Origin of the sequence: Paraburkholderia adhaesiva (assembly GCF_021390575.1) — a bacterium.
Taxonomy (GTDB): Bacteria; Pseudomonadota; Gammaproteobacteria; order Burkholderiales; family Burkholderiaceae; genus Paraburkholderia; species Paraburkholderia adhaesiva.
Map to the genome: position 1 here is coordinate 3,128,760 of NZ_JAJEJQ010000001.1, position 26,342 is coordinate 3,155,101.

The following is a 26,342-nucleotide window of genomic DNA, read 5'->3' on the forward strand; positions in this document are numbered from 1 at the left end:
AGTGGTTCCAGTCGATATAAAAGGTGCCTTAGCGGCACACGCGCGGGACGCCTCGCGTCCGGCGGGTCATACGGTATTCCATCGCTCGTGCGAGCCGCGGCGGCATTTTGGCGCTCATACGCACACGCGTTCTGACGCGCTTTTCCGGCGTCGCCGTTCAGCCGCCCGTCAAAAACATCACATCGCGCGGCAGCGGCACGAGGTGCTGGCCACCGTCGACGACCAGCGTCGTACCGGTCACACCCGATGCCCCCGCCAGATACAGCGCGGCCTCGACGAGATCGGCGGGCCGCGACGCACGGCCAAGCGGCGTCATCTTGTGCGCAGCCGCAAAGCCTTCCGGCGTCTGGTCGCCCGATTGCATCGTGAGGCCCGGCGCAAGTCCGACCACACGCACCTTCGGCGCGAGCGCCTGGGCGAGCGATACGGTCGCGTTCGCGAGCGCGGCCTTCGTCAGCGTGTACGAGACGTAGTCCGGATTCATGTTGTACAGCTTCTGGTCCAGCACGTTGATCACACAGGTGCGCAGCGATTCGTCGGTCACGGCGGCGTCGGGCGTCGCTTCGTACAGCGTGCGCGCCAGCACGAGCGGCGCGCCAACGTTGATCGCCGTGAGGCGCAGCAGCGTCTCGTAGCCGACATCCTGCGCCGTGTCTTCCTCGAACCGCGACGCGTTGTTCAGCACGCACGCGGGCCGGCCGAGCGCCGCCGTGCATGCGCTCACGAGCCGTGCGACATCCGCTTCGCTCGCGAGGTCGGCATGCAACGCCACCGCGCGCCGGCCCAGCGCCGCGATCCGCGCGACGACTTCGTCGGCCTCTTCACGCGAGTCGCCATAATGCACTGCCACGTCCCAGCCCCGCGCCGCAAAACCGAGCGACAACTCGCGCCCGATCCGGCGCGCGCCGCCCGTGACCAGCACCACGCGCGCCGATGCGACGGCCACCGAATCGGGGCCGGATGCGTCGGAGGCCCGGGTTGAACCGGCTGAACCGGAAGCCGGGCGGGTGCCGGGATTTGCGCTCATTTACAATGCCGGGATGAATCCGAAAGCTCACGAACCTGATAGTTTACCTGTTCCCGAGCCGATCGCGCTCGCGCAGTCCGATGCGCTCGCGGCGACGATCCGCGCCGAGATCGCAGCAGCAGACGGCTGGCTGCCGTTCGAGCGTTATATGGAGCGCGCGCTCTACGCGCCCGGACTCGGCTACTACACCGGCGGTGCGCGCAAGTTCGGCATTCTCGCCGACGACGGCAGCGACTTCGTCACCGCGCCCGAAATGTCGCCCCTCTTCGCTTCGACGCTCGCCCGCGCAGTCGCCGAAGCGCTCGCGGCAAGCAGCACGCGCGCGCTGATGGAGTTCGGCGCGGGCACGGGCAAACTCGCGGCAGGCATCCTGCTCGCGCTCGACGCACTCGGCGTGGAGGTCGATTCATACGCGATCGTCGATTTGTCGGGTGAATTGCGTGTGCGCCAGCGCGTGACGATCGAATCGCTCGCGCCGCATCTCGCGAGCCGCGTGACGTGGCTCGACGCGTTGCCCGAGCAGTTCGAGGGCGTGGTGATCGGCAACGAAGTGCTCGACGCAATGCCTGTGGGTCTCTTCGCGCGCAAGGACGCGGTGTGGCATGAACGCGGCGTGGCGGTGAACGCGGACGGCGCATTCGTCTTCTCCGACCGTCCGGCGATGAGCGGTCGCGACGCGAACTGGCCCGACGGCGTGCTCGCAGGCATAGAAGGCAGCGAGGACTACGTGGCCGAGACGCACGAGGCGGCGCTCGCGTTCACGCGCACCGTCTGCACGATGCTCGTGCGCGGTGCGGCGTTTTTCATCGACTACGGTTTTCCGCGTCACGAGTTCTATCACCCGCAACGTGTGCAGGGCACGCTGATGTGCCACTACCGCCATCGCGCGCACGATGACCCGTTCCTCTACCCCGGCCTGCAGGACATCACGGCGCACGTCGAATTCACGGGCATCGCGCAGGCAGGCGTCGAGGCGGGCGCGGACCTGCTCGGCTACACCTCGCAGGCGCGCTTCCTGATGAACGCGGGTATCACCGAAGTGCTTTCGGAACTCGATCCAGGCGACGTCGTGCGTTTCCTGCCCGCCGCGAATGCGGTGCAGAAACTCGTATCGGAATCGGAAATGGGCGAACTCTTCAAGGTGATCGCATTTTCGCGCGGCATCGACGGAACGCTGACCGCGTTCGCGCGCGGCGACCGCAGCCACACGCTCTGAACGCCATGATCCGCTGGTTCCTCACCACGTTCATCGCCGTCGCGATTCTCTCGGGCGCGCAGCCGTGGATGCGCAAGCTCGGCATCGGCAGGCTGCCCGGGGATGTCACTTTGCGCCTGTTCGGCCGCGAATATCCGCTGCCGTTCATGTCGACGCTCGTGCTTTCGATGGTGCTTTCGCTGATCGTGCGTTCGCTTTGAGCGAGGTGCGCGGCGCCGGATGAGGCCGCGTCGCGGCGTGTTCCGGCGCACGCGAATAGCGCACTTAGCGTGCCGCCAGCGCGTCCTCCACCGCCGTCACCCGCGCGCGGTGCACCGCTTCCTTGATCTGCTCGGCGCCGCCGCTGCAATCACGTGCAATCGCGCCCGCATCGACGCCACGAGCGGCCACCAGCGCCACACGCAGCCGCTCGGCCTGCGGATGCGGCGCTGTCTCAAAGCCCAGACGCCCGCGCAAATCCGCTTCGCAGGCCTGCAGCGCTTCAGCGAAACGCGCAGGTTTGCGCAGCGCGTCGCAGCGTTCGAGCATACGCACGACCGCTGCCGCGCCCATCTCGGTCACGCGATGCATGTTGCTGTGCTCGCGAGCGACCAGCACGGCCAGATCGCGGCAGTCGTTGGGCACACGCAAGCGCTCGCACAGCGGCCTGAGCAGATCGACACTCCGCCCTTCGTGGCCGATGTGGCGCGGCAGGACGTCCTCAGGCGTGTTCCCCTTGCCGAGATCGTGCGTGAGCGCCGCGAAGCGTACCGGCAACGCGTAGCCCTGCGCCGCCGCGTGGTCGATCACCATCATCACGTGCACGCCGGTGTCGACTTCAGGGTGATAGTCCGCGCGCTGCGGCACACCGAAGAGGCCATCCACTTCCGGCAGCACGCGCGCGAGCGCGCCGCATTCGCGCAGCACTTCGAACATACGCGACGGCTTGTTCTCCATGAGCCCACGCGCCACCTCTTGCCACACGCGTTCGGGCACGAGCGCATCGGCTTCGCCCGCTTCCACCATGCGCCGCATCAGCGCCATCGTTTCGGGCGCAACGGTGAAGTCGGAAAAGCGCGCGGCGAAACGCGCCACGCGCAGGATGCGCACGGGGTCTTCAAGAAACGCCTCGCCGACGTGGCGAAATACGCGCGCTTCGAGATCGGCCGCGCCATCGAACGGATCCACGACCGTCGCGCTCATCACGTCGCCCGGCAGCACTTCGCGCGCCATCGCGTTGATCGTGAGATCGCGGCGCGCCAGGTCCTCTTCGAGCGTCACGTCGGGCGCGTAGAAAAACTGGAAGCCGTGATAGCCGGCGGCCGTCTTGCGCTCGGTACGCGCAAGCGCGTACTCCTCCTGCGTCTGCGGATGCAGGAACACCGGAAAGTCCTTGCCCACCGGACGATACCCTTGGGCCGCCATCTGCTCGGGCGTGGCGCCGACCACGACATAGTCGCGGTCGCGCACGGGCAGCCCGAGCATCTCATCGCGGATCGCTCCGCCTACAACGTAGATTTTCATTCGTCGAGTTCGTCGTCGGCCACGATATGCGTTTCGCGGCGCGCCGCTTCGATCCAGGCGGCAACGGCCGGAAGCGCCGTAACGCGCTGCACGTACGCGGCGGCTTGTGCCGAGAGCTTCGGTTGATAGCTGTTAAAGCGCATCGCGACCGGCGCGTACATCGCGTCGGCGATGCTGAATTCGCCAAACAGGAACGGCCCGCCGCTCGCGGCAAGGCACTCGCACCAGATCGCGTCGATGCGAGCGATGTCGGAAAGCACGTCCGGCGTCGAGCCGACGCCGGGACGCGTGAAGCGGATGTTCATCGGCATTGCGCCGCGCATCGCGACGAAACCCGAATGCATTTCGGCGCTGACGCTGCGCGCGCGGGCGCGTGCGTTCGCGTCGCGCGGCCAGAGCGCGTGCTGCGGGAAGCGCTCGGCCAGCGTCTCCGCGATGGCGAGCGAATCCCACACGGCAAAGCCGTCATCGGCTACGAGACATGGCACCTTGCCCGATGCCGAGAACTTCAGGATCGCGGATTTCGTGCCGGGCTCGTCGAGTTCGATCAGTTCTTCGTCGAACGCAATGCCGAAATGCGTGAGCAGCACCCACGGGCGCATCGACCACGACGAGTAATTCTTGTCACCAATAGCGAGTTTCATCACGTCCCTGAAGTCAAGCGTTGAGAAAGCGGTCAGCGTCCCGCACTCGCGCGGAACTGGTTGAGCCGCGAGCGCTGCGACGCGTCGCCCAGATAGAGCGGTGCGATCGTTTCGATGCTGGACGGCTCGATGCCGAGTTCCGCCGCGAGCGGCCCGGAGAGCACACTGTCGACCTTCATCGAATCGAGATTGTCGCGCGTGAGCATCGGCTCGCCTGGCGTCATTTCGAACGAGAAGGCCTGAAGCCGCCCGAACGTGTTGGGCAGCCGCACGATGCGCGCATGACGGCCCAACACTTCGCCGCTATACGCGAGCAGTTGTTCGAGCGTATAGACGGTCGGCCCGCCGAGTTCGTAAGTGTGCCCGGTTGCGGCGTCGAGATCGAGCACATTGACGATCGCCTTTGACACGTCGCCCACATAGACGGGCTGGAATTTCGCGTCGGGCATCGCGAGCGGAATCACGGGGAAGAGTTTCTCAAGGATCGCGAAACGATTGAGGAAGGTGTCGCCGGGGCCGAACACCACCGATGGCCGGAAAATCGTCGAAGCAAGCGACGTCGACGCATGCACGGCTTTCTCACCATCGCCTTTCGAACGCAGATACATGCTCGGCGCGCGCGGATCGGCACCGATAGCGCTGATGTGGATGAGCCGGTGCACGCCCTTGCCTTCGCAGGCGGCGACGATCTTCGTCGGCAGTTCGACGTGCACCTTCGCGAAGCCTGGGCCATAGGGATCGCCGCGGCCGCCGTTGAGGGTACCGACGAGGTTGATGACGGCATCGGCGCCTTCGACAAAGCTCGCGAGCGCGACTGGATCGAACACGTCGGCTTCGACGACGTCGACGGGAAGCATCGTGAGATGGCGCGCGTTGTAGCGTCGACGTGTGGCGACGCGCACGTCCTTGCCCGCTTCGACGAGCGCGTTGACGAGATGGCTGCCGATGAACCCCGAACCGCCGACAACTGCGATGGCTTGATGTCGCATCTCCGACCTCCCTAGGTGGACAGGCGGCGCGCGCAGCCGGGAACCGGACTCGCCCGGCTGAGGCGCGCGAAGGCTGGGTGTTGCGCGCGCCGTCGTAACCGCCGGCGCCTTTAGAGGCGCGGCGGCCAGGCGCTCAGGGCGCGATGTAACCGAGACGCGCCTTCAGCGATTGCGGGCGACCCTCGAATAGCGCCGCATAGTAGACCGTGTTCGACAACACATTTTTCACGTAATCGCGGGTTTCCGCGAACGGAATGGTTTCCGCGAAGATGGCGCCCTCGACGGGCTGCTGCAACGTCTGCCGCCACGCGCGCGGGCGGCCCGGGCCGGCGTTATAGCCCGCGGTGGCGAGCACGGCCGATCCATCGAATTGATTGTAGATCATCGACAGATAGTTGGTGCCGAGCAGGATATTGGTGTTGAGGTCGTCGAGTTGGGCGCGCGAGAGCGGGCCGATACCGATCTTCTTCGCAACCATCTGCGCCGTGGCAGGCATGATCTGCATGAGACCGCTCGCGCCCACGCCTGAACGCGCGTTCAGGATGAAGCGCGACTCCTGACGAATCAGGCCGTAGGCCCATTCGACGTCGAGGCCGTTCGACTGCGCGTCACGCTCCACGACATCACGGAACGGCGCGATGAAGCGCAGCGAAAAGTCATGGTCGGTCTGGGTGCGATCCGCCGTGTTGACGGTGCGGTCGAGCAGCTGAATGCGCTTCGCGTATTCAGCGACGGCGAGCAACTGCCGGTCCGTCATGCCACGCAGCGGCCAGTTCCACTCGCGATTGCCTTCGAGTCGCAGATTCAGCGCGTAGAAACGCTGCGCAAGCGGGAAGCCCGGCGTCTGGCCGGCCTTGACGATCTCGGCTTCGGTGACGGTGGTCTTCGGCGGGAGCGTGATTTTCTGGCCAAGTTCTTCTAGCGCCAGTTGCCCGTAGAAGTTATAGCGCTGCGAGATCTGCGTGAACTCCTGGTTCGCTTGCGCGTTGTCACCGCCTTGCTTCAGTGCACGCGCGTGCCAGTAGATCCACGTGGGTTGCGTGCGCAGCGCGGCGGGCATCTGCTCGATCGACCAGCGCACCATGTTCCAGTCGCCGCCGAGGAGCGCGGCGCGCGTGCGCCATTCATAGGCGGGATTCGAGAGCGGCGCATTCGCCGAAAGCCGGTACCAGTCGACCGCGGCCGGCAGGCGCTTTTGCGCAGCCTGATAGCCGATCGTGCCCCAGCCGGCCGCGCGCTCGGGCGACGACAGCGACGGCGCAACAGCGGCGAAGGTCGCGGCGGCCGAAGCCGGATCGTTGCGCGCCATCACCGTGATGGCGAGCAACGCGAGCTGATGCGATTGCGGATCGGACGTCACACCGCTCGCGAGCGTGCGCGTCGGCGTGTTCGTGGCCTGGGCGAAGGCGGCCGCGTCGGGCTGCTGCACGAGCGCGCCGAGCAGCCGGTAGCCGGTGGTGGTCTGGTTCTGCTCGTAGGCGATGCGGATCTGCTGCCACACGTCGTCGCTCGTGAACTGGCCTTTCATCGCCAGCGCTGTCACGAGGTCGACGCAACCATCGCCGTAATAGCGCGGGTCGGTGAGCAGTGCGCGTGCGTCGTTCGCGACGTTCTCGCCGCGCGACGCGCGCGATTGGAGCGCGTAGCACTTCACCTGCGTGTCGTCGTCGAGCACGAAGCGCTGATATTGCTGATCGAAATTCGTCCAGTCGTGGCGCGCGCCGAGCACGAGGAGCCAGTCGTTGCGCAGACGGTCACCGATTGCCTCGCCGTCATGGCGTTGCAGAAATGAAAGCACGGGCGCGTCCGGCGCGTCGACGCGCGCGTGACCCTGCGCGTCGAACAACTGCGGCTTGAGCTGGAAATACTCCAGATACGACGGGGCCGGATAGTCCGGAATCATCGCAGCCAGTTGCGCTGCGCGCGCGGCATCGTTGTTGCGCGCGGCTTCGCGAAGCTGGATGAAGGTCTGATCGTCGGGAGAAAGCTGGGCACCTGGAGCCGGTGCGGTTACGGCGGGCCGCACGGCGGACGCCGTGCTACACGCGACGAGTGCCGCAGCGGCCAGCGCGAAGCCGACCGCGCGATATACTCGAAAAAGGCGATTGCACATCATTATTTCTGGAACTCAAGGTGGAGCCAAGGATAGCACGCATCCCTCGCGCTCAATCCAAAAAGGACTGGCGTTCGCGACTGTTAGCAACACGTCTTGAAGCCGCGTCAGATGTGGTACGCAGCGGTGCGCTCGAAGCGCGTCTTGCGGCGCTGGTCGAAGGGCTCGCGCCGCGTTCGATCGGATTTTACTGGCCCTTGCGCGGTGAGTTCGATGCGCGTGGCTGGATCGCGTCCTGGCTTGCCGCGGACACGTCGCGGCGCGCCGCGCTGCCTGTGATCGCCGAACGTCATACGCCGCTCACGTTCCACCTCTGGACACCCGATGCGCCGATGCGCGAAGGGCACCATGGCATCCCCGAACCCGCGTCGCAGGAACGCGTGACGCCTGATCTGCTGCTCGTGCCCTGTGTGGGTTTCGATGCCGACTGCTACCGGCTTGGCTACGGCGGTGGCTATTACGACCGCACGCTCGCCGCCTGGCCCGGCGACGCCCTGCCCGTCACGGTCGGGATCGCCTACGAGGCGTGCCGCATCGACGATGGCGTCCTCGAACGCGAGGCGCATGATCTGCCACTCGACGCCGTCGTAACCGACGCCGCCACGCACGTCACCGCCCGCTTCCCCATTAGCGACGAAACGCGCTGACGTCGGGCGTCGGGGCAACCACGCCGCGTCAATCAGGCGCAGCGTTCACAGCGAAGCCGCCTCGTGGGCAGCCGTGTCGTTCAGCCCCCACGTGTTGTGCATCCAATCGCGTCGCACCGCCGATCTGCGCGTTCGTGAAACCGCTTTCTTCCAACGTCGCGATGAAGCTGCTTTTCTCCTTTCACATTCGCTCTTGGAACGACCCTTTTCAGCGCGTGGGTCGCGACGCGGATGTCGTCGATGTCAGGCACGAAGCAAAAATCCCGAGCCACGCGGTAACGACCTCCCCCGAATTGCACCGCTAAAGCCGCGACAGCGCCCGGTGCCGTACCTTTGGCCGCCCCTTTTGCGCCCCCTTTTGCGCACGGCAAGGCACAATCCCGGTACGAACCGCCCCTGCAACAGCAATGCCACACCCAACTCCCCGCATTTTTCCGCTTGGTGACGAAGCGCTCGTCTGCGAAGCGCCTCCGCCTGCGACGCTAGACGTCCAGCGTCGCGTCTGGGCTGTCGCCGCGCTCGCGCGCGAGTGGACTGCCGTGTGCGAAGTCGTGCCCGGCATGAACAATCTCACGATCACTTTTGATCCGCTCGTTACTAGCGCCGCATCGCTGGCAGGCGCACTCGAAGCCGCCTGGCACGACGCCGACGCCGCACCGCACGCGGGCCGCGACATCGAAATCCCGGTGACCTACGGCGGCGACGACGGCCCGGACCTCGAAGTCGTCGCGCACCACACGAGACTCGCCCCGGCCGACGTCGCCGCGCGCCATGCCGCGGCTGTCTATACCGTGTTCTTCCTCGGCTTCCAGCCGGGGTTCGCCTATCTCGGTGGCCTCGACGCCGCGCTCCGCACACCGCGCCGCCGCGAGCCGCGCATCGCGGTGCCGGCCGGGTCGGTGGGCATCGGCGGCGAGCAGACGGGTATCTACCCCTCGCGGTCTCCGGGCGGGTGGCAACTGATCGGCCGCACCGCCCTCACGCTCTTTGACCCCGCGCGCAATCCGCCCACGCTGCTTCTGCCCGGCGACCGCGTGCGCTTCACCGTAGCGGAGCTGTGCATATGATCGAAGTCGTCCGCGCGGGCCCGCTTAGCACCGTGCAGGATCGTGGCCGGCCCGGCTACCGGCATCTCGGCATCGCGACGGGCGGCGCGCTCGATTCCCTCGCGCTGGAGGTCGGCAACCGGCTCGTCGGCAACCGGCCCGACGCCGCTGGCATCGAAGTGACACTCGGCCCCGTCGTACTGAGCTTCGCGCGTGCGACGCGCATCGCCATCACCGGCACCGACTACGGCGCGACGCTCGGCGGCCGCCCTGTGTGGTCATGGTGGAGCCTGCCCGTCGAGGCGGGCGAAGAACTCGTGCTGAACGGCCCGAAACGCGGCATGCGCGCCTATGTGTGCGTGGCAGGCGGCATCGACGTCTTGCCGATGCTCGGCTCGCGCAGCACCGATCTCGCGGGAGGCTTCGGCGGACTCGCGGGCCGCGCGCTCAGGGACGGCGACCACCTCGCCACTGGCGCGAGCGCCGCGCCCGGACGCGAGCGCGCGTCGCTCGCCCCCGATGCGCCGCCGTTCGGCGTGAAATCGCCCTCGCTGTGCGACTTCGCGAACGTCGACGAACCGCATCGGCGCGGACGTCACCCGGACGCTCTCGCGTGGGCAATGCCCATACGCGTGCTTCGCGGCCCCGAATACGACAGCTTCGCGCCCGACGCGCAGCGGGCGTTCTGGTCCGACGAATGGGTCGTCACGCCGAACAGCAACCGCATGGGCTATCGCCTCTCGGGTACGGCGCTCGAGCGCGATAGCGGCATGGACCTGCTCTCGCACGCCGTGCTGCCGGGCACGATCCAGGTACCGCCCAACGGTCAGCCGATCGTGCTGATGCGCGATGCGCAGACCACCGGCGGCTACCCGAAGATCGGCTCAGTGATCCGCGGCGATCTGTGGCGGCTCGCCCAGATGCGCCTGAACGGCGGCGTGCGCTTCGTGGAAACCACACCCGCGATTGCGCGCAGGGTGCTCGAAGAGGAACAGGCGTATCTGCGGCAGATCGATACCGCGATCGCCATGCACGACGAAGGCTACGCTAGCCGCCGCCAGGCGGCGCGGCGCGCATAGCGCGCAGTGGCACCCAACAGACTGCTTGCAGAGAAACATCATGACGACCATCGATCTGAACGCCGATCTCGGCGAAGGCTGCGGCTCCGACGAGGCCCTGCTCGACCTCGTCAGTTCCGCGAACATCGCGTGCGGCTGGCACGCGGGCGGTGCCAGCGCAATGCACGAGTGCGTGCGCTGGGCCGTTGAGAAAGGCGTGTCGATCGGCGCGCATCCCAGCTTCAACGACCCCGAAAACTTCGGTCGCAAGGAGATGGCCCTCCCCGCTGCGGAGATCTACGCGGGCGTGCTGTATCAACTGGGCGCACTTTCCGCGATCGCGCAGGCCGAAGGCGGGCGCATCGCGCACGTGAAACCGCACGGCGCGCTCTACAACCAGGCGGCGCGCGATGCGCAGATCGCGGACGCGATCGTCTCCGCCGTGCATGACTTCGATCCGTCGGTGGCCGTGTTCGCGCTCGCGGGAAGTGTTCTCGTGACGACCGCGCGCGACGCTGGACTGTTTGCTGTGGAAGAAGTGTTCGCCGACCGCGGCTATCGCGCGGACGGCTCGCTCGTGCCGCGCAGCGAGCCGGGCGCGTTGATCGACGACGAAGAGGCCGTGCTCGCGCGCACGCTCGCGATGATTCGTGAGCAGCGCGTGCAGGCCATCGACGGGACGTGGGTATCGCTCAACGCGCAAACCATCTGCCTGCACGGCGACGGGCCGCACGCTCTGGCGTTCGCGCGGCGCATCCGGGCGGCGCTCGATAGTGCGGGGATCGGGGTGCGGGCGGCGACGGTGGACGAACGGTAACAGTCATTTTGGGAACAGTCCCATCGCGCCACAGGAAAGAGCCCCGTACCATCGGTGATTTCGCCCAAGCGCTGGCCGTGTGCGTCCTCCGCCCACCGCCAGCCGCCTCACGATCTCCATGGTCTCGACCCCCAACAGCCCCCCCGCCCCCGCGACGCTAGCGGAACAGTTCACCACCGCGCTCGACGCCCACCGCGCAGGACGTCTCGACGAAGCGCAAGCCCTCTATCGCGACCTGCTCGCGCGCGACCCGGCCCACGCAGACGCGCTGCACTACTACGGCGTGGCGCTCCATCAACTCGGCGACCACGAAGGCGCACTTGCGCTGATGGACATCGCCCTGCAACTCGCCGCCGACAATGCAATCCTGTGGAGCAATCGCGGCCTCGCCATGCGCGCACTTGGCCACACCGACGAAGCGATCCGGAGCCTGCGCGAAGCACTGCGCCTCGACCCCGCCTTTGCCGACGCACACAACAATCTTGGCATCACGCTGCAGGACGCGGGCGCCGACGAAGAGGCGCTCGACCACTACCGCATGGCGCTCGCACTCGATCCCGCGTTTGTGAATGCGCGCGTGAACGCGGGCATCGCGCTGGTCAAGCTCGGCCGCCCCGACGAGGCGCTCCTGCACTACGGCGAAGCGCTCGCGCAGGCCCCCCACGACACCGACATCCAGTTCAACCTCGGGAACGCGTACCTCGCGCGCGGCGACTTCGACCTGGCCATCAAGCGCCTTCGCATCGTAGTCGGGCAGCGTCCCTCGCATGCGGATGCGTGGGCAAATCTCGGCACCGCGCTCGGCCGGACGGGCGACTTCCGGGGTGCGGAGGCGTATTTCCGCGAGGCGGTGGCGCTCAAGCCAAACGCGGCGAACCTCGTGTCGCTTGGCGCGTCGCTCGGTGCTCAGGGACGCAACGATGAGGAAGAACAGTACTACCAGCGCGCGCTCGAACTCGACCCTGAGCAGGCGGATGCCCGCCAGAACCTCGTCTGGCTCATGCTCAAGCGCGGCGAGTACCGCGAGGGCTGGGCGGAGTATGCGAAACGCTGGCGCGCGTGCGACTACTCGTCGTTCGACATCGAGGGCATCCGCGAGTGGCGCGGCGAATCGCTCGATGACAAGCGTGTACTGCTCATACACGAGCAGGGTTTCGGCGACCAGATCCAGTTCGTCCGCTATGCAACGATGCTGCATGCACGCGGCGCCACCGTGGACGTGTGCAGTACACCTCCCCTGCTGCGGCTGGCGCAGAGTGTGCGCGGCGTGCGGCGCGCGTGGTCGGGCAAGCCCGAAGGCGACTACGACTTCTGGGTCTACATGATGAGCATGCCGTCGTGCGCAGGCACCGAACTCGACACGATTCCCGCCGAGGTGCCCTACCTCTTCGCGCGCCCCGCAGACATCGAGGCGTGGCGGCCGCGCGTGCAGGCCGCGATGGCCGACGGGTTGGCGCGTGCCGCGGCATCCGTATCGTCCCACGCGGCGGAAACGGCGCGAGAGACATTGCCCACGCGCCAAGGCACGAAGCCGCGTAAGCCGACCGGCCACCGCAATGTGGGCCTCGTCTGGGCGGGCAATCCCGGCTTCTACAACGACCGTAACCGCTCGGTGGCGCTCGCGGACTTGCGTCCGATCCTCGAAGGCAAGCAGATCACGTGGTTCTCGCTGCAGAAGGGCGAGGCGGCGCGCGCGCAGATCGCGTCCCTCGGCGGCGAAATCGTCATCCACGACTTCAGCGCCGATCTGCACGACTTCGCGGATACCGCCGCGCTCATCATGAATCTCGATCTCGTGATTTCGGTCGATACGGCGGTCGCGCATCTGGCGGGTGCGCTCGGCAAGCCGGTGTGGATCCTCGTGCCCGTGAATGGCGAATGGCGCTGGCTTGAAAAGCGCGCGGACTCGCCGTGGTATCCGACGGCGCGACTCTTCCGTCAGCAGGCGCTCGGCGACTGGCGCGGCGCGATCGATTCGCTACGCGACGCGCTCGCCGAAAAGCCGAAGCGTGCGCCGAAAACCACTGGTGCGACGCGGACGTCGCGAACCAAAACGAAGGTGGAAAACAGCGCGACCGACGGTGCGCCGGGCACCGCTGCCAAACCAGCCACAGCCAGAAAACGCGCAGCCAAAACCACCACCTCGAAACCGCCTCTCACGCCGGATCGACAGTGAATCCACGCTGGCGCAGCAGCGCCAGCACGCCTTTCGGCCCGCCCAGGTGCAGCGAGCCGATCGCGACAAATAACGGCTTGTTCGGTGCGGCGATCGACAGCATACGCGTAACGAACCGGCGGTTTCGTTCATAGACGATGCGGTTATCGACCGAATCCGATACCCGCTTGTCCCGCGCGAGTTTTTCCGAACGCGCGCTCTCCCACGCGGCGATCGCATCGGCATCGCCCACGCGCCACAGATGCTGCAGCGTCTTCACGTCCGCAACGTTCTGGGCCTCGGGCTGCGCGAGATCCTGCGCCAGCATTTCGCGCTGCTGAGCAAGCGTGAGACTCGTGAACGCGCGCATCTGTTCGCCGAGCGTCTCCAGCCCGACTATGTGCCGCCCCTTGAGCCGCAGAAACACGTTCTGCAATTGCGCCTCGGTGCCGTATTCGGTCTGCAGCCCCGCGCTTAGCGAATCGTAGGTCTCGACGAGCAGCGAAGCGAGCCACGGACGCATCCGGCGGATTTCGGCGAGCGCATCGGGATTGCCGCGCATGCGCGCCTCGAGCTTCTGCCACAGGGAATCGGACAATAGTTGCGGCAAGCATGGCCGCGCACACACTCCGTACTTCGAAACGTCGTCCTGCGAGACGAGCAGGTCGTCGGGCGAGAGTTCGAGCGCGAGCGTCGGCGACGCGTTGAGCGCCGCCAGTACCGACGGGCGAAACGGCTGGTTAGGCGGATAGTCGACGGGGTCGCCCACGTGCAAAGTGCCGAGCAGGTAGATCGTGGTCGTGCCGTGCGTGGCGACGTAAAACGGCATGCGCGCCGGTTGCATGCGCACCGGACCGCCCGCGGTCGTGCCCGAGGCATAGCTCGGCGCGGCGGGTGGCGCGTGGAAGCCGGGCAGGCCGGCACCTGTTGGCGGACCGCCCGGCACCGGGACGGCCGGCCGGGCGCCCGGCGTGTTGGCAGCGGCGCCCGCCGCGAGCGCGGCGGATATGAAGGTACGCGATTGCGGCAACACGCCGCCGATGAAACGTAACGTTGGGAACGTCGAAGCGATGGCCGGCGAGGCGTTTCTGTCAGACGCAGGGCGCGCGGTGAGCGCGAGCCGCAGCGGCCGGTCGAGCGATGGCCCGAGAGCGACCGCCAGCGCGAGCAACGCGCCCACGGCTCCCCGCACCACGACACGCAAGTTCGAAACGGCGCGACGGCCGCCTTCACTCAGGCGGCGCGTAAAACGACGCGCCGCCGTCGCTTCAGGCATCCTGTTCCCCTACCTCCTCTGCACGATGGCAGGATACCTGACGGCCATCCACTTCGCGTAGTACCGGGACCTCTTTGCGGCACCGTTCGATCGCATACGGGCAGCGCTGATGGAACGTGCAACCAGACGGCGGATTGAGCGGCGAAGGCAGTTCGCCTTCGAGCTTGATCTTCACGCGGCGGTCCGACTCGAAGATCGCGGGCGTCGCCGACAGGAGCGACCGCGTGTACGGGTGGCGCGGCCGTTCGATCACCGTCTTCTTGTCACCGAGTTCAGCGACACCGCCGAGGTACATGACCATCACGTCGTCGGCGACGTGCTCGACCACCGCGAGGTTGTGCGAGATGAACACGTAGCTCGTGCGGAACTCGTCCTGCAGGTCCATGAAGAGATTCAGGATCTGCGCCTGGATCGACACGTCGAGCGCGGAAACCGGCTCGTCGGCGACGACGATCTGCGGATCGAGGATCATCGCGCGCGCAATCGCCACGCGCTGGCGCTGCCCGCCCGAGAACATGTGCGGATAGCGTTTCGCGTGCTCCGGCCGCAGGCCGACGATGCGCATCATGTGCGCGATGCGGTCCGCGCGCTCGGTGGCCGAGAGCTGCGTATTGATCGCGAGCGGTTCGCCGAGCGTCTGCTCCACCGTCTTGCGCGGATTGAGCGACGCGAACGGGTTCTGGAACACCATCTGCACGCGGCGGCGCAGTGCGGCGATCTTCTCCTTGCTCGCGTGCGCAACATCCTCGCCGTCGATGACGAGACGGCCCGCAGTGGGCGGCTCGATCATCGTGAGCTGGCGCGCGAGCGTGGACTTGCCGCAGCCCGATTCACCGACCACGGCCAGCGTGCGCCCGCGCGTGAGCGCGAACGACACGCCGTTGAGCGCCTTCACGGTGCCCGTGCCGAACATACCGCGCTTGACGGTGTAATGCTTCTTCAGATCCTCGGCGACGAGGACGCGATCTTCGTCGTGGCCTGCACTTTGAGGCGCGTGTTGCGGGACAGCGTTCATTGCGCGCCTCCATGTGTCGGGTTGGCCGCGCGATTTTGCGCATCGTGCGCACCGTGCCCATCGTGCGGATTGCGCACGTCGTGCAGATTGAGCGGCTTGATGCAGCGGACCTGCGTAACGACGTCGTAGCCCGGCACCTTGTCGAGCGCGGGACGTGCCTTCATGCAGTCGTCCGCCACATACTTGCAGCGCGGCGCGAAGAGACAGCCGCGCGGACGGTCGTCGCGCCCCGGCACCATGCCCGGCAGCGCGGCGAGCCGTACGGCGCCCCGGTTGTGCTCGGGGATGGCGGCAAGCAGCGCCTCGGTGTACGGGTGATGCGGCTTCGCGAAAATATCGGGCACGCGGTTCGTCTCGATGATTTCGCCCGCGTACATGACGGCCACGCGTTGCGCGACCTCGGACACCACAGCGAGATCGTGCGAGATCAGCACGAGCGCCATGCCGCGCTCCTTCTGCAGGCGCACGAGCAGTTCCATGATCTGCGCCTGGATCGTGACGTCGAGCGCCGTGGTGGGCTCGTCGGCGATCAGCAGCTTCGGGTTGCACGCCACGGCCATCGCGATCATGACGCGCTGGTTCATGCCGCCCGACATCTGGTGCGGGAAGTTGCCGATGCGGTTCTTCGCGTCGGGGATGCCCACTTGATCGAGCAGTTCGAGCGCGCGTCGCTCGAGTGCCGCGCCGCGCAGACCTTCATGCAGCTTCAGCACTTCCTTGATCTGATAGCCCACGGTGTAGCTCGGATTCAGGCTCGTGAGCGCATCCTGGAACACCATCGCGATCTCGTTGCCCACGATCTTGCGTCGCTCCCTGCCGCTCGCGTTGAGCAGGTCGCGGCCATCGAACGTGATCGAGTCAGCTGTCACCTTGCCGGGCGCGTCGATGAGGCCCATCAGCGCCATCATCGTCACGCTCTTGCCCGAGCCCGATTCGCCAACGATGCCGAGCACCTCGCCCGGCGCCACCGAGAGATTCACGCGGTCCACGGCGGGCAGGCCGCCGAAGTTGACCGACAGGTTGCGGATGGTCAGCAAGTCTTTTGTCTGATTGTTCATGTCAGGCCATCCTCTTCAGCTTGGGATCGAGCGCGTCGCGCAGCCCGTCGCCGAGCAGGTTGATCGCGAGCACCGAAATGAGGATGGACAGGCCAGGCATCGTGACGATCCACCAGGCGCTGTCGATGTAGTCGCGCGCCGAGGCGAGCATCGCGCCCCACTCGGCGCGGGGCGGCTGCACGCCGAGGCCGAGGAAGCCGAGCGCGGCAGCATCGAGAATCGCCGACGAGAAACCGAGCGTCGCCTGCACGATGAGCGGCGCCGTGCAGTTGGGCAGCACCTGCGAGAACATCAGACGCAGCGTGCCCGCACCGGCCACGCGTGACGCTGTTACGTACTCCTTGTGCAATTCGCCGATTGCCGAGCCGCGCGTGAGACGCACGTAGCCGGGCAGCGCGACGATGGCGATCGCGAGCATCGTATTGGTGAGACCGGGGCCGATGATCGCGACCACGGCCACCGCGAGCAACAGCGACGGCAGTGCGAGCAGCACGTCCATGAGACGCATGATCGGCGTGTCGGCCCATTTGTCGAAGAACGCGGCGACGAGGCCGAGCACGATGCCCGGAATCAGCGCGAGCACGACCGAGACGCAGCCGATCCACAATGACAGCCGCGCGCCGTACATCAGGCGCGAGAGGATATCGCGGCCCGCTTCGTCGGTACCGAGAATGAATTGCCAGTTGCCGCCGTCGAGCCAGGCGGGCGGGATTTTCACGTTGTCGCGATACTGCTCGATGGGGCTGTGCGGCGCGATCAAAGGCGCGAAGATCGCGACGAAGACCAGCGCGAGCACGATGGCGCCAGCGGCGACAGCGCCTTTGTTGCGCGAGAAGTTCGCCCAGAATTCGCGCAGCATGAGCGCACGGCCCGAGGGCGGCGTCACGGCCTGGGGCGCGGTGTTCTGAATGTCAGCCATCACGCCTCCGAATGTCGTGGGTTGTATTGTGAAAAGCGTTTCATGACGTGCTTACCTCGTGTGACGGATGCGTGGGTTAAGTACGCCATAGAGCAAATCGACGACCAGGTTCACGACGATCACGAGTGTCGCGATCATGAGAATGCCGCCCTGCACGACCGGATAATCGCGGCGGCTGATCGCATCGATCAGCCACTTGCCGACGCCGGGCCACGAGAACAGCGTTTCGGTGAGCACCGCGCCCGCGAGCAGCGTGCCGACCTGCAGGCCGATCACGGTGACGACGGGAATCAGCGCGTTGCGCAGCGCGTGCACGACGATCACTCGCACGGGCGAGAGGCCCTTCGCGCGCGCAGTGCGAATGTAGTCTTCGCGCAGCACTTCGAGCATCGACGAGCGCGTCATGCGCGCGATCACGGCGAGCGGAATCGTGCCGAGCACGATGGCGGGCAGGATCAGGTGGCTCAAAGCGGACCGGAACGAACCTTCGTCGGTGCCGGGCAACAGCGAGTCGATCAGCAGGAGGCCGGTCACGTGCGGAATGTCGTACTCGACGGCGATGCGCCCCGACACGGGCGTCCAGCCGAGCTTCGCCGAGAACACCATGATGAGGATGAGGCCCCACCAGAAGATCGGCATCGAGTAGCCGGTGAGCGCGGTGCCCATCACGCCGTGATCGACGATGGTGCCGCGCCTGAGCGCCGCGAACACGCCCGCGGGCAGCCCGATCACGAGCGCGAAGATCAGCGCGCAGATCGAGAGTTCGACGGTGGCGGGAAAGCGCGCGAGAAACTCGCCCATCACGCTCGTGTTGGTGATGATCGAGGTGCCGAGATTGCCGCGCAGCGCGTGGCTGACGTAATGGAGATATTGCATCGGCAGCGGTTCGTCGAGTCCGAGGCGATGCATCGCTTCAGCGTGCATCTGCGGGTCGACACCGCGCTCGCCCATCATCACTTCGATGGGGTCGCCAGGAATCAGGTGAATAAGCGCGAACGCAAGGACGGTGATGCCGATGAACGTCGGTATCACCATGCCGATGCGGCGCAATACGAAGCGGAACATGGTTTGTTCCCCGAAAGCATGAGAATGAAATGCAACCGGCGACGGGGGCTCGTGACCCCGGTCGCCGGACCTGATTCGGCCAGTCTTCTAGAATACGTCTAACTGAGCGAATGAACCGTACAGGTTACCCGATCAACATTACTGCATCCCAACGCCGTCGAAGCGCGCGTAGCCGAGCGGCTCGATACGCATGTCGGTCACCTTCTTGCTGACCGGCTGATAGACGGTCGAGTGGGCGATCGGCGAGAACGGCAGTTGCTGCGCGAAGATCTGCTGCGCTTGCACATAGAGCTTCGTGCGCTGCGCCGTATCGGACGTCGTGCGGCCCTTCTGGATCAGGTCGTCGAACGGCTTGTAGCACCACTTGCCGAAGTTGTTGCCGTTGATGGCCTCGCAACCAAGCAGCGTGCCGAGCCAGTTGTCGGGGTCGCCGTTGTCGCCCGTCCAGCCGATCAGCATCGCGTCGTCTTCACCCGCGTGGGCGCGCTTGATGTACTCGCCCCACTCATACGTCGTGATCTTCGCCTTCACACCGATCTTCGCCCAGTCGGCCTGAATCATCTCGGCCATCAGACGTGCATTCGGGTTGTACGGACGCTGCACGGGCATCGCCCAGAGCGTGATCTCGAAGCCGTTGGCCTGACCGGCCTTCGCGAGCAGCGCCTTAGCCTTTTCCGGATCGTAGGCGTTCGACTTCAGGTTCTTGTCGAAAGACCATTGCGTCGGCGGCATCGGGTTCGTCGCGAGCTGGCCTGCGCCCTGATACACCGAGTCGATGATCGCCTTCTTGTTGATCGCCATGTCGAGCGCGTGGCGCACATCGGCGTTATCGAGCGGCTTGTGCTGGACGTTGTACGACAGGTAGCCGAGGTTGAAGCCCGGCTGCGACGGCATCGCGATGTTCGGCTCAGCCTTCAGCGGGGCGATGTCCGCAGGGCGCGGATAGCTCATCACCTGGCACTCGTCGCGCTTGATCTTCTGCACGCGCACGCTTGCGTCCGGCGTGATCGAGAAAATCAGCTTCGAGAGCTTCACGACGCCCGGCTTCCAGTATTCGGGGTTGCCGTCGAAGCGGATCGTTGCGTCCTTCGTGTAGCTGCGGAAGATGAACGGACCCGTGCCGACCGGGAACTGATTGATGTCGGCGGGCTTGCCGGCCTTCAGCAGTTGATCCGCGTATTCAGCCGAGAGGATCGACGCGAATTCCATCGCCATGTTCTGGATGAACGGCGCGTTCGGCTCGTTCAGCGTGAACTTGACCGTGTACGCATCGACCTTCTCGACCTTCGCGAGCAGCTTGTCGAGGCCCATGTCGGTGAAGTACGGGAACGACACCGGATACGCCTTGCGGAACGGCTGGTTCGGATCCAGCATGCGCTGGAACGAGAAGATGACGTCGTCGGCGTTGAATTCGCGCGTCGGCTTGAAGAACGCCGTGGTCTGGAACTTCACGCCATGACGCAGGTGGAACGTGTAGGTCTTGCCGTCGGCGGAAACGTCCCACGACTGCGCGAGGCCCGGTTCGACCTTCGTGCCGCCGCGCTCGAATTCGACGAGGCGGTTATAGACGGTGAACGTGTTGGCGGTAAAGTCGGTGCCGGTCGTGTACTGCGACGGGTCGAAACCGGCGGGGCTGCCTTCCGAGCAATAGACGAGCGTCTTGTTCGGGATGCTGCTGGCCGCGTTTGCGAGGGAGGCTCCAACAAGCGTCGTTGCTGCGATGGCGGCGAGCGAGGTCAGCCGCGCTGCACGCAACATTTTGTTTTCTTTCATGTTCTCTCCAGTTCGGTGCCGGCCGGAGCCAGCGTAGCGCGATCTTACAAGAGCTAGGGGCGCCGTCACAAGCAAGCGGCGGGCGGCTGTCGCTCGTGGAAAACGCCTGGTTGACAGGTCCTCGGCGAGCCCCGTGGCCTCCCCCGGCGGGGTTTCCACGGATGCCTGATGCACTCCGGACCTACCTCCGAGTCCGGGCGCGGCACAAACTTAACGCGCCAAAACGTTTCGTGCAGCCCGGCGGGCTGGGTCGTGAGTCGATTTAGAGTCGCCGCGGCTCAACGCCGCACGCCCACTCAGAACGCGTTCAGGCTCGTGGTGCGGCGGTTATCGATGCAGGAGAACGCATCGGGCGCGATATCGACCTGCCGATACGTTTGAAGATAGTCGAGGCGCGGCGGGAATCCAGCGAAACGCGCACACGAAAGGAGGGAAAAGCCGGACGCGCTTCGCTGGAATCCAGCCGCGCCCGGCAGCGGGCGTCAGAAGCCCAGACGTTCGCAGATCGCCTTGGTCGCCGCACCGCCGTTGAGCGTGTAGAAGTGCAGGCCGGGCACGCCCGCATCGACGAGGCGGCGGCACAGGTCCGTCACCACGTCGAGGCCGAACGCGCGGATCGCCTCGCGGTCGTCGCCGAAGCTCTCGAGGCGCTTCGCGATCCAGCGAGGCACTTCCGCACCGCACATGTCGGAAAAGCGCATCAGCTGCGAGTAGTTCGTGATCGGCATGATGCCGGGCACGATCGGCACGTCCACGCCGAGCTTGCGGACGTCGTCAACGAAGCGGAAGTACGCGTCCGCGTTGAAGAAGTACTGCGTGATGGCCGAGTTGGCGCCGGCCTTCACCTTCTGCGCGAAGGCTTCGAGGTCGTGACGCGGCGAGCGCGCCTGCGGGTGGTACTCGGGATAGGCCGCCACTTCGATGTGGAACGCGTCGCCGGTTTCCTGGCGGATGAACGCGACCAGCTCCGACGCATAGCGCAGCTCGCCCACAGCCCCCATGCCGGAGGGCAGGTCGCCGCGCAGCGCGACGATGTGGCGAATGCCGTGCGACCGGTACTGCCCGAGGATGTCGCGCAGGCTCTCTTTCGACGAGCCGATGCACGAGAGGTGCGGCGCCGCGTCGATGCCTTCCTTCGCGATGTCGACGACGGTGTCGAGCGTGCCCTGTTGCGTCGAGCCGCCCGCGCCGAACGTGACCGAGACGAACTTCGGCTTGAGCGTCGCGAGCTGGGCGCGGGTGGCGCGCAGCTTGTCGACGCCGTCCTGCGTCTTCGGCGGGAAAAATTCGAATGAAAGTTCGATGGGTCTCATGATGGGATGGTCCTGGCGTCGCGCATCAGACGATGCTGCGGTTGCCAAAGATCAAGGCGGACAGGAGCCACGACACAATGCTGTACAGGATCGAGCCGAAGAACGCCGACCAGAACCCCGACACCTCGAAGCCTTTGAGCAGCGACGACGCGAGCCAGAAGCACAGCGCATTCACGACGAGGATGAAAAGGCCAAGCGTGAGGATCGTGACGGGCAGCGTGAGCAGGATCAGCAGCGGCCGCAGCACGGCGTTGATGAGCCCGAGCACGATGGCGACCATCAGGGCGGTGCCGAAGCTACGGATGTGAATCGACGGAACGAGCCAGGTGATGATCAGGAGGGCAAGCGCGTTGATCAGCCAGGTCAGCAGCACAGGCATGGTAGCTCCTTGTTTTTAGTGAGTGGGGCCGGAGGAAGCGCTGGAGCGCTGACTCCGGCCGACAACCCTGCATGGGGCCGGAGTAAAGGCTAAAGCTCTGACTCAGGCCGACAGCTCTGCATGGGGCCTGAGTAAGGGCTAAAGCGCTGACTCAGGCCGACAGCTCTGCATGGGGCCCGAGTAAGGGCTAAAGCTCTGACTCTGGCCGACAGCTTTGCATGGGGCCGGAGTAAGGGCTAAAGCCCTAACTCCGACCAACACACCTTTTTAGTAGCGGTAGTGATTCGGCTTGAACGGACCGTTCTTCTCGACGCCGATGTACGAAGCCTGCGCGTCGGACAGCACGGTCAGGTTCGCGCCGATGCGAGCCAGATGCAGGCGCGCGACCTTCTCGTCGAGATGCTTCGGCAGCACGTACACCTTGTTCTCGTAGTTCGCACCACGCGTGAACAGTTCGATCTGCGCGAGCGTCTGGTTCGTGAACGAGTTCGACATCACGAACGACGGGTGGCCCGTCGCGCAGCCGAGGTTCACGAGGCGGCCTTCAGCCAGCAGGATCACGCGCTTGCCGTCCGGGAAAATGATGTGGTCGACTTGCGGCTTGATGTTGTCCCACTGGTACTGACGGGTCGAAGCAACGTCGATTTCCGAATCGAAGTGACCGATGTTGCAGACGATCGCGTTGTGGCGCATCGCCTTCATGTGGTCGTGGCCGATCACGTGGTAGTTGCCGGTGGCCGTCACGAAGATGTCGGCCTTGTCGGCGGCGTATTCCATCGTCACGACGCGGTAGCCTTCCATCGCCGCCTGCAGCGCGCAGATCGGATCGATTTCGGTGACCCACACCGTCGCGCCGAGGCCGCGCAGCGACTGCGCGCAACCCTTGCCCACATCGCCGTAACCGGCGACGACCGCGATCTTGCCCGCGATCATCACGTCGGTGGCGCGCTTGATGCCGTCGACGAGCGACTCGCGGCAGCCGTACAGGTTGTCGAACTTCGACTTCGTGACCGAGTCGTTCACGTTGATTGCCGGGAACGGCAGACGGCCTTCCTTCTCCATCTGGTACAGGCGGTGCACGCCGGTCGTCGTTTCTTCGGTCACGCCCTTGATGTGCGAGAGGCGCTTCGAGTACCACGTCGGGTCGATGTCGAGGTGCGCTGCGATCGACTTGTACAGCGCGACTTCTTCTTCGTTCGTCGGCTTGGCGATGACCGAGCGGTCCTTTTCAGCCTTCGAGCCGAGGATCAGCAACAGCGTTGCGTCGCCGCCGTCGTCGAGGATCATGTTGGCGAACTCGCCGTTCGGCCATTCGAAGATGCGGTGGGAGAACTCCCAGTATTCGTCGAGCGATTCGCCCTTGAACGCGAACACCGGCGTGCCGCCCTGCGCGATTGCGGCAGCGGCGTGGTCCTGCGTCGAGAAGATGTTGCACGAGGCCCAGCGGACATCGGCGCCGAGCGCCTTCAGGGTCTCGATCAGCACGCCAGTCTGGATCGTCATGTGCAGCGAGCCGGCAACGCGCGCGCCCTTGAGCGGCTGCTGCGCCTTGTACTCGTCACGGATCTGCACGAGACCGGGCATTTCGGTTTCGGCGATGTCGAGTTCCTTGCGGCCCCAGCCGGCAAGCGCCATATCGGCGACGACGAAATCCTTGGCTTGATCTTGCGGAATTGCGGCGTTCATCACGCCCTCCTTTCTAAAAGTGACTAGAAATTAAAGACGTGAGCGCCGTTTTCGATGCGGTTGAGTCCGTGCGGATCAACCGTATTGAGCGGCTCCGAGCCTGGCGGGCTGTGTTCGCATTGTGCGAAGCCCGTCGCAACGCTCCTCGGAGACGAGGCGTGATTGTAGCAAATCGGGATGGCGGCGGCGGGAGAACCACCGCGCGCCGTGACGCCCCGCGTATCGATGAAGATTGATCGCGATTGGTCGCGATCGATCGAGCGTGCGAGGCATCAGGCGCGCATCGGGCACTCAGCCTGCGTCGTCGCTTATGGCGGGAATTACGATGTCCGTGACTGGCTCATACGCGGATTCACCCGCGGATAGACGCCCGGCCTGATCGAGGGCCGCGCCCACGTTGAGACCGCGTAGTTGCTTCACAACGCCAATCGCCTGATCGAGAAACTGGCGCGAGAACTGGATGACCGCTGCGTTGTCGCCCGGATCGGGCGTGTCGAGCCCCGTCTGGATACGGAAAAAGCGCTCGGCGTGAATGCCGGTGTGATAGTGCATGCGCACGCGCTTTGCATCGTCGAGCCGGTGCTGGCCGAACGTTTCGTGCAGCGCCCACGCGAGCGCGCCGTCCTCGCCGCCGTACTGGCGGAAGAAGTCGTCCATCGGAAAGCCGCCCAGCGCGAGAAACGCGCAACGGCGGATCACGAGCGAACTCGGCACCGTGTTGCTGAGCGCCGCCGCTTTCTGGGCGAAGTCGGGATGCGCGAGCACCGATTCAGGAAAGCCGAAGAACTCCACGTCGAGCCGGACCACTGCGTCGTGCGGGGATTTTTCGAGCCAGGCACTGGCGGCCGTAAGCGCGCCGGGGAGGTATTCGTCGTCGGCGTCGAGGAAGGCGACCACCGGCGCGGTTGCATGCAGCGCGCCCCAGTTGCGCGCGCTCGCGGCACCGCTGTTCGACGCCATCTGCAACAGATGCACACGTGCGTCGAGGCGGGCGTAACGGAACACGATTTCGGCCGTTTTGTCGGTCGAGCCGTCATCGACGACGAGGATCTGCGCCGCCTCGCGCTGTGCGATCGCGCTGTCGAGGGCACGCGGGAGCGTCGGCGCGCTGTTGTAGCAGGGGATGATGATCGAAATGGGCAGCATGGGCAGCTCGTGATCAGGCCGCGACGCAGGCGGCAACGGTGTCCATCATAGCCCGGCAGGCATCGCGTGCATGCCGGAATTGACGCGGCACGCAGCCGCTGGCCGGACCGCGCCGCGTGAGAATCCCGACGACTGTCGGCGTGCGCCCTGCACAGCGATAAGAAGCTCCCGCCTGGGCAAGCAGCAGTGCGTCGGAGTCAGATCGGCAGAACGCCCAGCGCCGGAGCGAGCAACACCATCACGACGCCCGCGATCATCATCGTGAGACTCGCAACGACGCCTTCCTCGCGGCCCAGTTCACGCGCCTTCGCGGTGCCCACGCCGTGCGCCGCGGCGCCGAACAACGCACCGCGCGCGAGCCGCGTGCGCAGCGGCACGAACGCGAGCACCAGCTCGCCGAAGAGCATCCCGCATACGCCCGTCGCGATCACGAAGAGTGCGGTGAGGTCGCGCGGCGCGTGGATCTTGTCGGAGACGGCAAGCGCGAACGGCGTCGATACCGAGCGCGTCATCAGGCTGCGCTGCAGGTCCGGCGAGAGATGCAGCAGCTTCGCGAGCGCAAGCGACCCGCCCACCGCAACGACGATACCCACCGTCACGCCCACCGTCAGCGAAATCCAGTGACGCTTGAGCAGATCGCGATACTCGTAGATCGGGACCGCGAACGCGACGGTCGCCGGACCGAGCAGCCACATGAGCCAGCGCGTGTCCTCGAAGTAGACGGGATACGGAATGTGCAGCAGCAGCACGATGGCGCCGAGCACGGCTGGCACGGCGACGAGCGGCGTGAGCCACGGCGAACGCAGGCGCGCATAAAGCGCCTTCGATGCGAAATAAAGTGCGACGGTGAGGATGAAGCAGCCCGCAGCGATCAGCCGGGAGGCATCGTCGGCGAACAGGGGCGCAAAAATCGTGTTCATGACGGGATCATCCTGAAAGTGGGTCGCTCAACCGGAGCGGTCGCTTACTGGCGCAGCCGGTCAGGCGCGCACGTGGTGGCGTGCGTACTGCACGCGACGCAGTGCGAGGCGGCGTTCGAGGCGCGCGGCCTGTTCGACCGCGAACGCCACCGAGACCATCACCATCAGCGTGCCGCCGACCACGACCAGCGCGAGGCGCCAGCCATCGGCACGGAAGAGGCCTCCGTACTGCACGGCCGCCACGGCAGCCGGGATGAAGAACAGCAGCATGTCCGAGAGCAGCCAGTCGGCGCCTGCCTTGACCCAGCGCGGCACCACGCCGCCGCTGAACAGCAGCGCGAGCAGCGCCGCGAGTCCGATCACGCCGCCCGGCACAGGCAGATGCGTCGCACGCGCGAGCGCATCGGCAACGAACCAGAGCCCGGCCAGCAGCGCCGCCTGCACCGCGATCCGGCCGGTGCGCGTCACGGAGCCCGCCAGTTGCGGGGCCTTCGTCGTAAAGAGGCGGGAGATCATGGGAAACCCTAAGTGACATCTGAATGAAGCTCAGTATAAGTTGCGCCACAGCATAAATATA

At 65.8% G+C, this 26,342-nt stretch carries 24 protein-coding genes and 1 riboswitch; of the genes, 7 read left to right on the forward strand and 17 right to left on the reverse strand.

Going from position 1 to position 26,342, the window contains the following annotated elements:
* Positions 1 to 157: 157 nt before the first annotated feature.
* Positions 158 to 1,027 (reverse strand): SDR family oxidoreductase, encoded by an 870-nt coding sequence (locus tag L0U80_RS14250; RefSeq protein WP_233865079.1) that lies wholly within the window; start codon positions 1,025 to 1,027, stop codon positions 158 to 160.
* A gap of 13 nt (positions 1,028 to 1,040) precedes the next feature.
* Between L0U80_RS14250 and L0U80_RS14255 the strand changes: the two genes are divergently transcribed.
* Positions 1,041 to 2,243 (forward strand): class I SAM-dependent methyltransferase, encoded by a 1,203-nt coding sequence (locus tag L0U80_RS14255; RefSeq protein ID WP_233865087.1) that lies wholly within the window; start codon positions 1,041 to 1,043, stop codon positions 2,241 to 2,243.
* A gap of 5 nt (positions 2,244 to 2,248) precedes the next feature.
* Positions 2,249 to 2,443 carry a DUF2905 domain-containing protein gene (locus tag L0U80_RS14260; protein WP_233865088.1) on the forward strand — a complete coding sequence of 65 codons (195 nt, stop codon included), beginning with the start codon at positions 2,249 to 2,251 and terminating at the stop codon, positions 2,441 to 2,443.
* A 64-nt stretch (positions 2,444 to 2,507) separates the two neighbouring features.
* Here L0U80_RS14260 and L0U80_RS14265 read toward each other — a convergent pair whose 3' ends face one another.
* The 4 genes from L0U80_RS14265 to L0U80_RS14280 all read right to left on the reverse strand — a co-directional run bounded on the left by L0U80_RS14265 (position 2,508) and on the right by L0U80_RS14280 (position 7,492).
* Positions 2,508 to 3,746 (reverse strand): multifunctional CCA addition/repair protein, encoded by a 1,239-nt coding sequence (locus tag L0U80_RS14265; protein WP_233865089.1) that lies wholly within the window; start codon positions 3,744 to 3,746, stop codon positions 2,508 to 2,510.
* Positions 3,743 to 4,390, reverse strand: a complete 648-nt coding sequence (locus L0U80_RS14270; protein WP_233865090.1) for a glutathione S-transferase family protein — start codon at positions 4,388 to 4,390, stop codon at positions 3,743 to 3,745. The genes L0U80_RS14265 and L0U80_RS14270 overlap by 4 nt, the downstream gene beginning before the upstream one ends.
* 32 nt (positions 4,391 to 4,422) lie before the next feature.
* Positions 4,423 to 5,379: a complex I NDUFA9 subunit family protein gene (locus L0U80_RS14275; protein ID WP_233865091.1), complete on the reverse strand. Its 957-nt coding sequence runs from the start codon at positions 5,377 to 5,379 to the stop codon at positions 4,423 to 4,425.
* 133 nt (positions 5,380 to 5,512) lie between these two features.
* On the reverse strand, positions 5,513 to 7,492 hold the full coding sequence (locus L0U80_RS14280; protein WP_233865962.1) for a lytic transglycosylase domain-containing protein: 1,980 nt from the start codon (positions 7,490 to 7,492) through the stop codon (positions 5,513 to 5,515).
* 20 nt (positions 7,493 to 7,512) lie between these two features.
* Between L0U80_RS14280 and L0U80_RS14285 the strand changes: the two genes are divergently transcribed.
* From L0U80_RS14285 to L0U80_RS14305, 5 genes are all read left to right on the forward strand, one after another.
* On the forward strand, positions 7,513 to 8,139 hold the full coding sequence (locus L0U80_RS14285) for a 5-formyltetrahydrofolate cyclo-ligase (protein WP_373322164.1): 627 nt from the start codon (positions 7,513 to 7,515) through the stop codon (positions 8,137 to 8,139).
* A 407-nt stretch (positions 8,140 to 8,546) separates the two neighbouring features.
* Positions 8,547 to 9,206: a 5-oxoprolinase subunit PxpB gene (gene pxpB / locus L0U80_RS14290; RefSeq protein WP_233865092.1), complete on the forward strand. Its 660-nt coding sequence runs from the start codon at positions 8,547 to 8,549 to the stop codon at positions 9,204 to 9,206.
* Positions 9,203 to 10,264: a 5-oxoprolinase subunit C family protein gene (locus tag L0U80_RS14295; protein ID WP_233865100.1), complete on the forward strand. Its 1,062-nt coding sequence runs from the start codon at positions 9,203 to 9,205 to the stop codon at positions 10,262 to 10,264. Before pxpB ends, L0U80_RS14295 begins: the two co-directional genes overlap by 4 nt.
* A gap of 40 nt (positions 10,265 to 10,304) precedes the next feature.
* Positions 10,305 to 11,060 carry a 5-oxoprolinase subunit PxpA gene (gene pxpA, locus L0U80_RS14300; protein WP_233865102.1) on the forward strand — a complete coding sequence of 252 codons (756 nt, stop codon included), beginning with the start codon at positions 10,305 to 10,307 and terminating at the stop codon, positions 11,058 to 11,060.
* 118 nt (positions 11,061 to 11,178) lie between these two features.
* Positions 11,179 to 13,236 (forward strand): tetratricopeptide repeat protein, encoded by a 2,058-nt coding sequence (locus L0U80_RS14305; RefSeq protein ID WP_233865104.1) that lies wholly within the window; start codon positions 11,179 to 11,181, stop codon positions 13,234 to 13,236.
* Here the strand turns inward: L0U80_RS14305 and L0U80_RS14310 are convergent.
* The 12 genes from L0U80_RS14310 to L0U80_RS14365 form a co-directional block, all read right to left on the reverse strand.
* The gene (locus L0U80_RS14310) at positions 13,217 to 14,491 is read right to left on the reverse strand and encodes a TraB/GumN family protein (protein WP_233865106.1); all 1,275 of its coding nucleotides are present in this window, start codon (positions 14,489 to 14,491) and stop codon (positions 13,217 to 13,219) included. The two genes, L0U80_RS14305 and L0U80_RS14310, sit on opposite strands and share 20 nt — an antisense overlap.
* Positions 14,484 to 15,506 carry a peptide ABC transporter ATP-binding protein gene (locus L0U80_RS14315; protein ID WP_233865109.1) on the reverse strand — a complete coding sequence of 341 codons (1,023 nt, stop codon included), beginning with the start codon at positions 15,504 to 15,506 and terminating at the stop codon, positions 14,484 to 14,486. The genes L0U80_RS14310 and L0U80_RS14315 overlap by 8 nt, the downstream gene beginning before the upstream one ends.
* Positions 15,503 to 16,564 carry an ABC transporter ATP-binding protein gene (locus L0U80_RS14320; protein ID WP_233865111.1) on the reverse strand — a complete coding sequence of 354 codons (1,062 nt, stop codon included), beginning with the start codon at positions 16,562 to 16,564 and terminating at the stop codon, positions 15,503 to 15,505. Before L0U80_RS14320 ends, L0U80_RS14315 begins: the two co-directional genes overlap by 4 nt.
* A gap of 1 nt (position 16,565) precedes the next feature.
* Entirely contained in the window at positions 16,566 to 17,483 is a 918-nt protein-coding gene (locus L0U80_RS14325) for an ABC transporter permease subunit (protein WP_233865134.1), read from the reverse strand.
* Between the two features lie 51 nt (positions 17,484 to 17,534).
* A complete protein-coding gene (locus L0U80_RS14330; protein ID WP_233865136.1) occupies positions 17,535 to 18,548 on the reverse strand; it encodes an ABC transporter permease subunit in 1,014 nt (337 codons plus the stop codon).
* Positions 18,549 to 18,686: 138 nt separating this feature from the next.
* A complete protein-coding gene (locus tag L0U80_RS14335) occupies positions 18,687 to 20,321 on the reverse strand; it encodes an ABC transporter substrate-binding protein (protein WP_233865138.1) in 1,635 nt (544 codons plus the stop codon).
* Positions 20,322 to 20,803: 482 nt separating this feature from the next.
* On the reverse strand, positions 20,804 to 21,634 hold the full coding sequence (metF, locus tag L0U80_RS14340) for a methylenetetrahydrofolate reductase [NAD(P)H] (RefSeq protein ID WP_233865140.1): 831 nt from the start codon (positions 21,632 to 21,634) through the stop codon (positions 20,804 to 20,806).
* 25 nt (positions 21,635 to 21,659) lie between these two features.
* Positions 21,660 to 22,013: a phage holin family protein gene (locus L0U80_RS14345; protein WP_233865142.1), complete on the reverse strand. Its 354-nt coding sequence runs from the start codon at positions 22,011 to 22,013 to the stop codon at positions 21,660 to 21,662.
* Positions 22,014 to 22,280: 267 nt separating this feature from the next.
* Complete coding sequence (ahcY, locus tag L0U80_RS14350) at positions 22,281 to 23,699, reverse strand: adenosylhomocysteinase (protein WP_233865144.1); 1,419 nt, start codon at positions 23,697 to 23,699, stop codon at positions 22,281 to 22,283.
* 33 nt (positions 23,700 to 23,732) lie between these two features.
* A riboswitch (S-adenosyl-L-homocysteine riboswitch) is annotated at positions 23,733 to 23,852 on the reverse strand.
* A 138-nt stretch (positions 23,853 to 23,990) separates the two neighbouring features.
* Positions 23,991 to 24,845, reverse strand: coding sequence for a glycosyltransferase family 2 protein (locus L0U80_RS14355; RefSeq protein ID WP_233865147.1), 855 nt, complete (start codon positions 24,843 to 24,845; stop codon positions 23,991 to 23,993).
* 197 nt (positions 24,846 to 25,042) lie between these two features.
* The gene (locus L0U80_RS14360; protein WP_233865149.1) at positions 25,043 to 25,765 is read right to left on the reverse strand and encodes an LrgB family protein; all 723 of its coding nucleotides are present in this window, start codon (positions 25,763 to 25,765) and stop codon (positions 25,043 to 25,045) included.
* A 60-nt stretch (positions 25,766 to 25,825) separates the two neighbouring features.
* Positions 25,826 to 26,281 (reverse strand): CidA/LrgA family protein, encoded by a 456-nt coding sequence (locus tag L0U80_RS14365; protein WP_233865151.1) that lies wholly within the window; start codon positions 26,279 to 26,281, stop codon positions 25,826 to 25,828.
* Positions 26,282 to 26,342 lie beyond the last annotated feature (61 nt).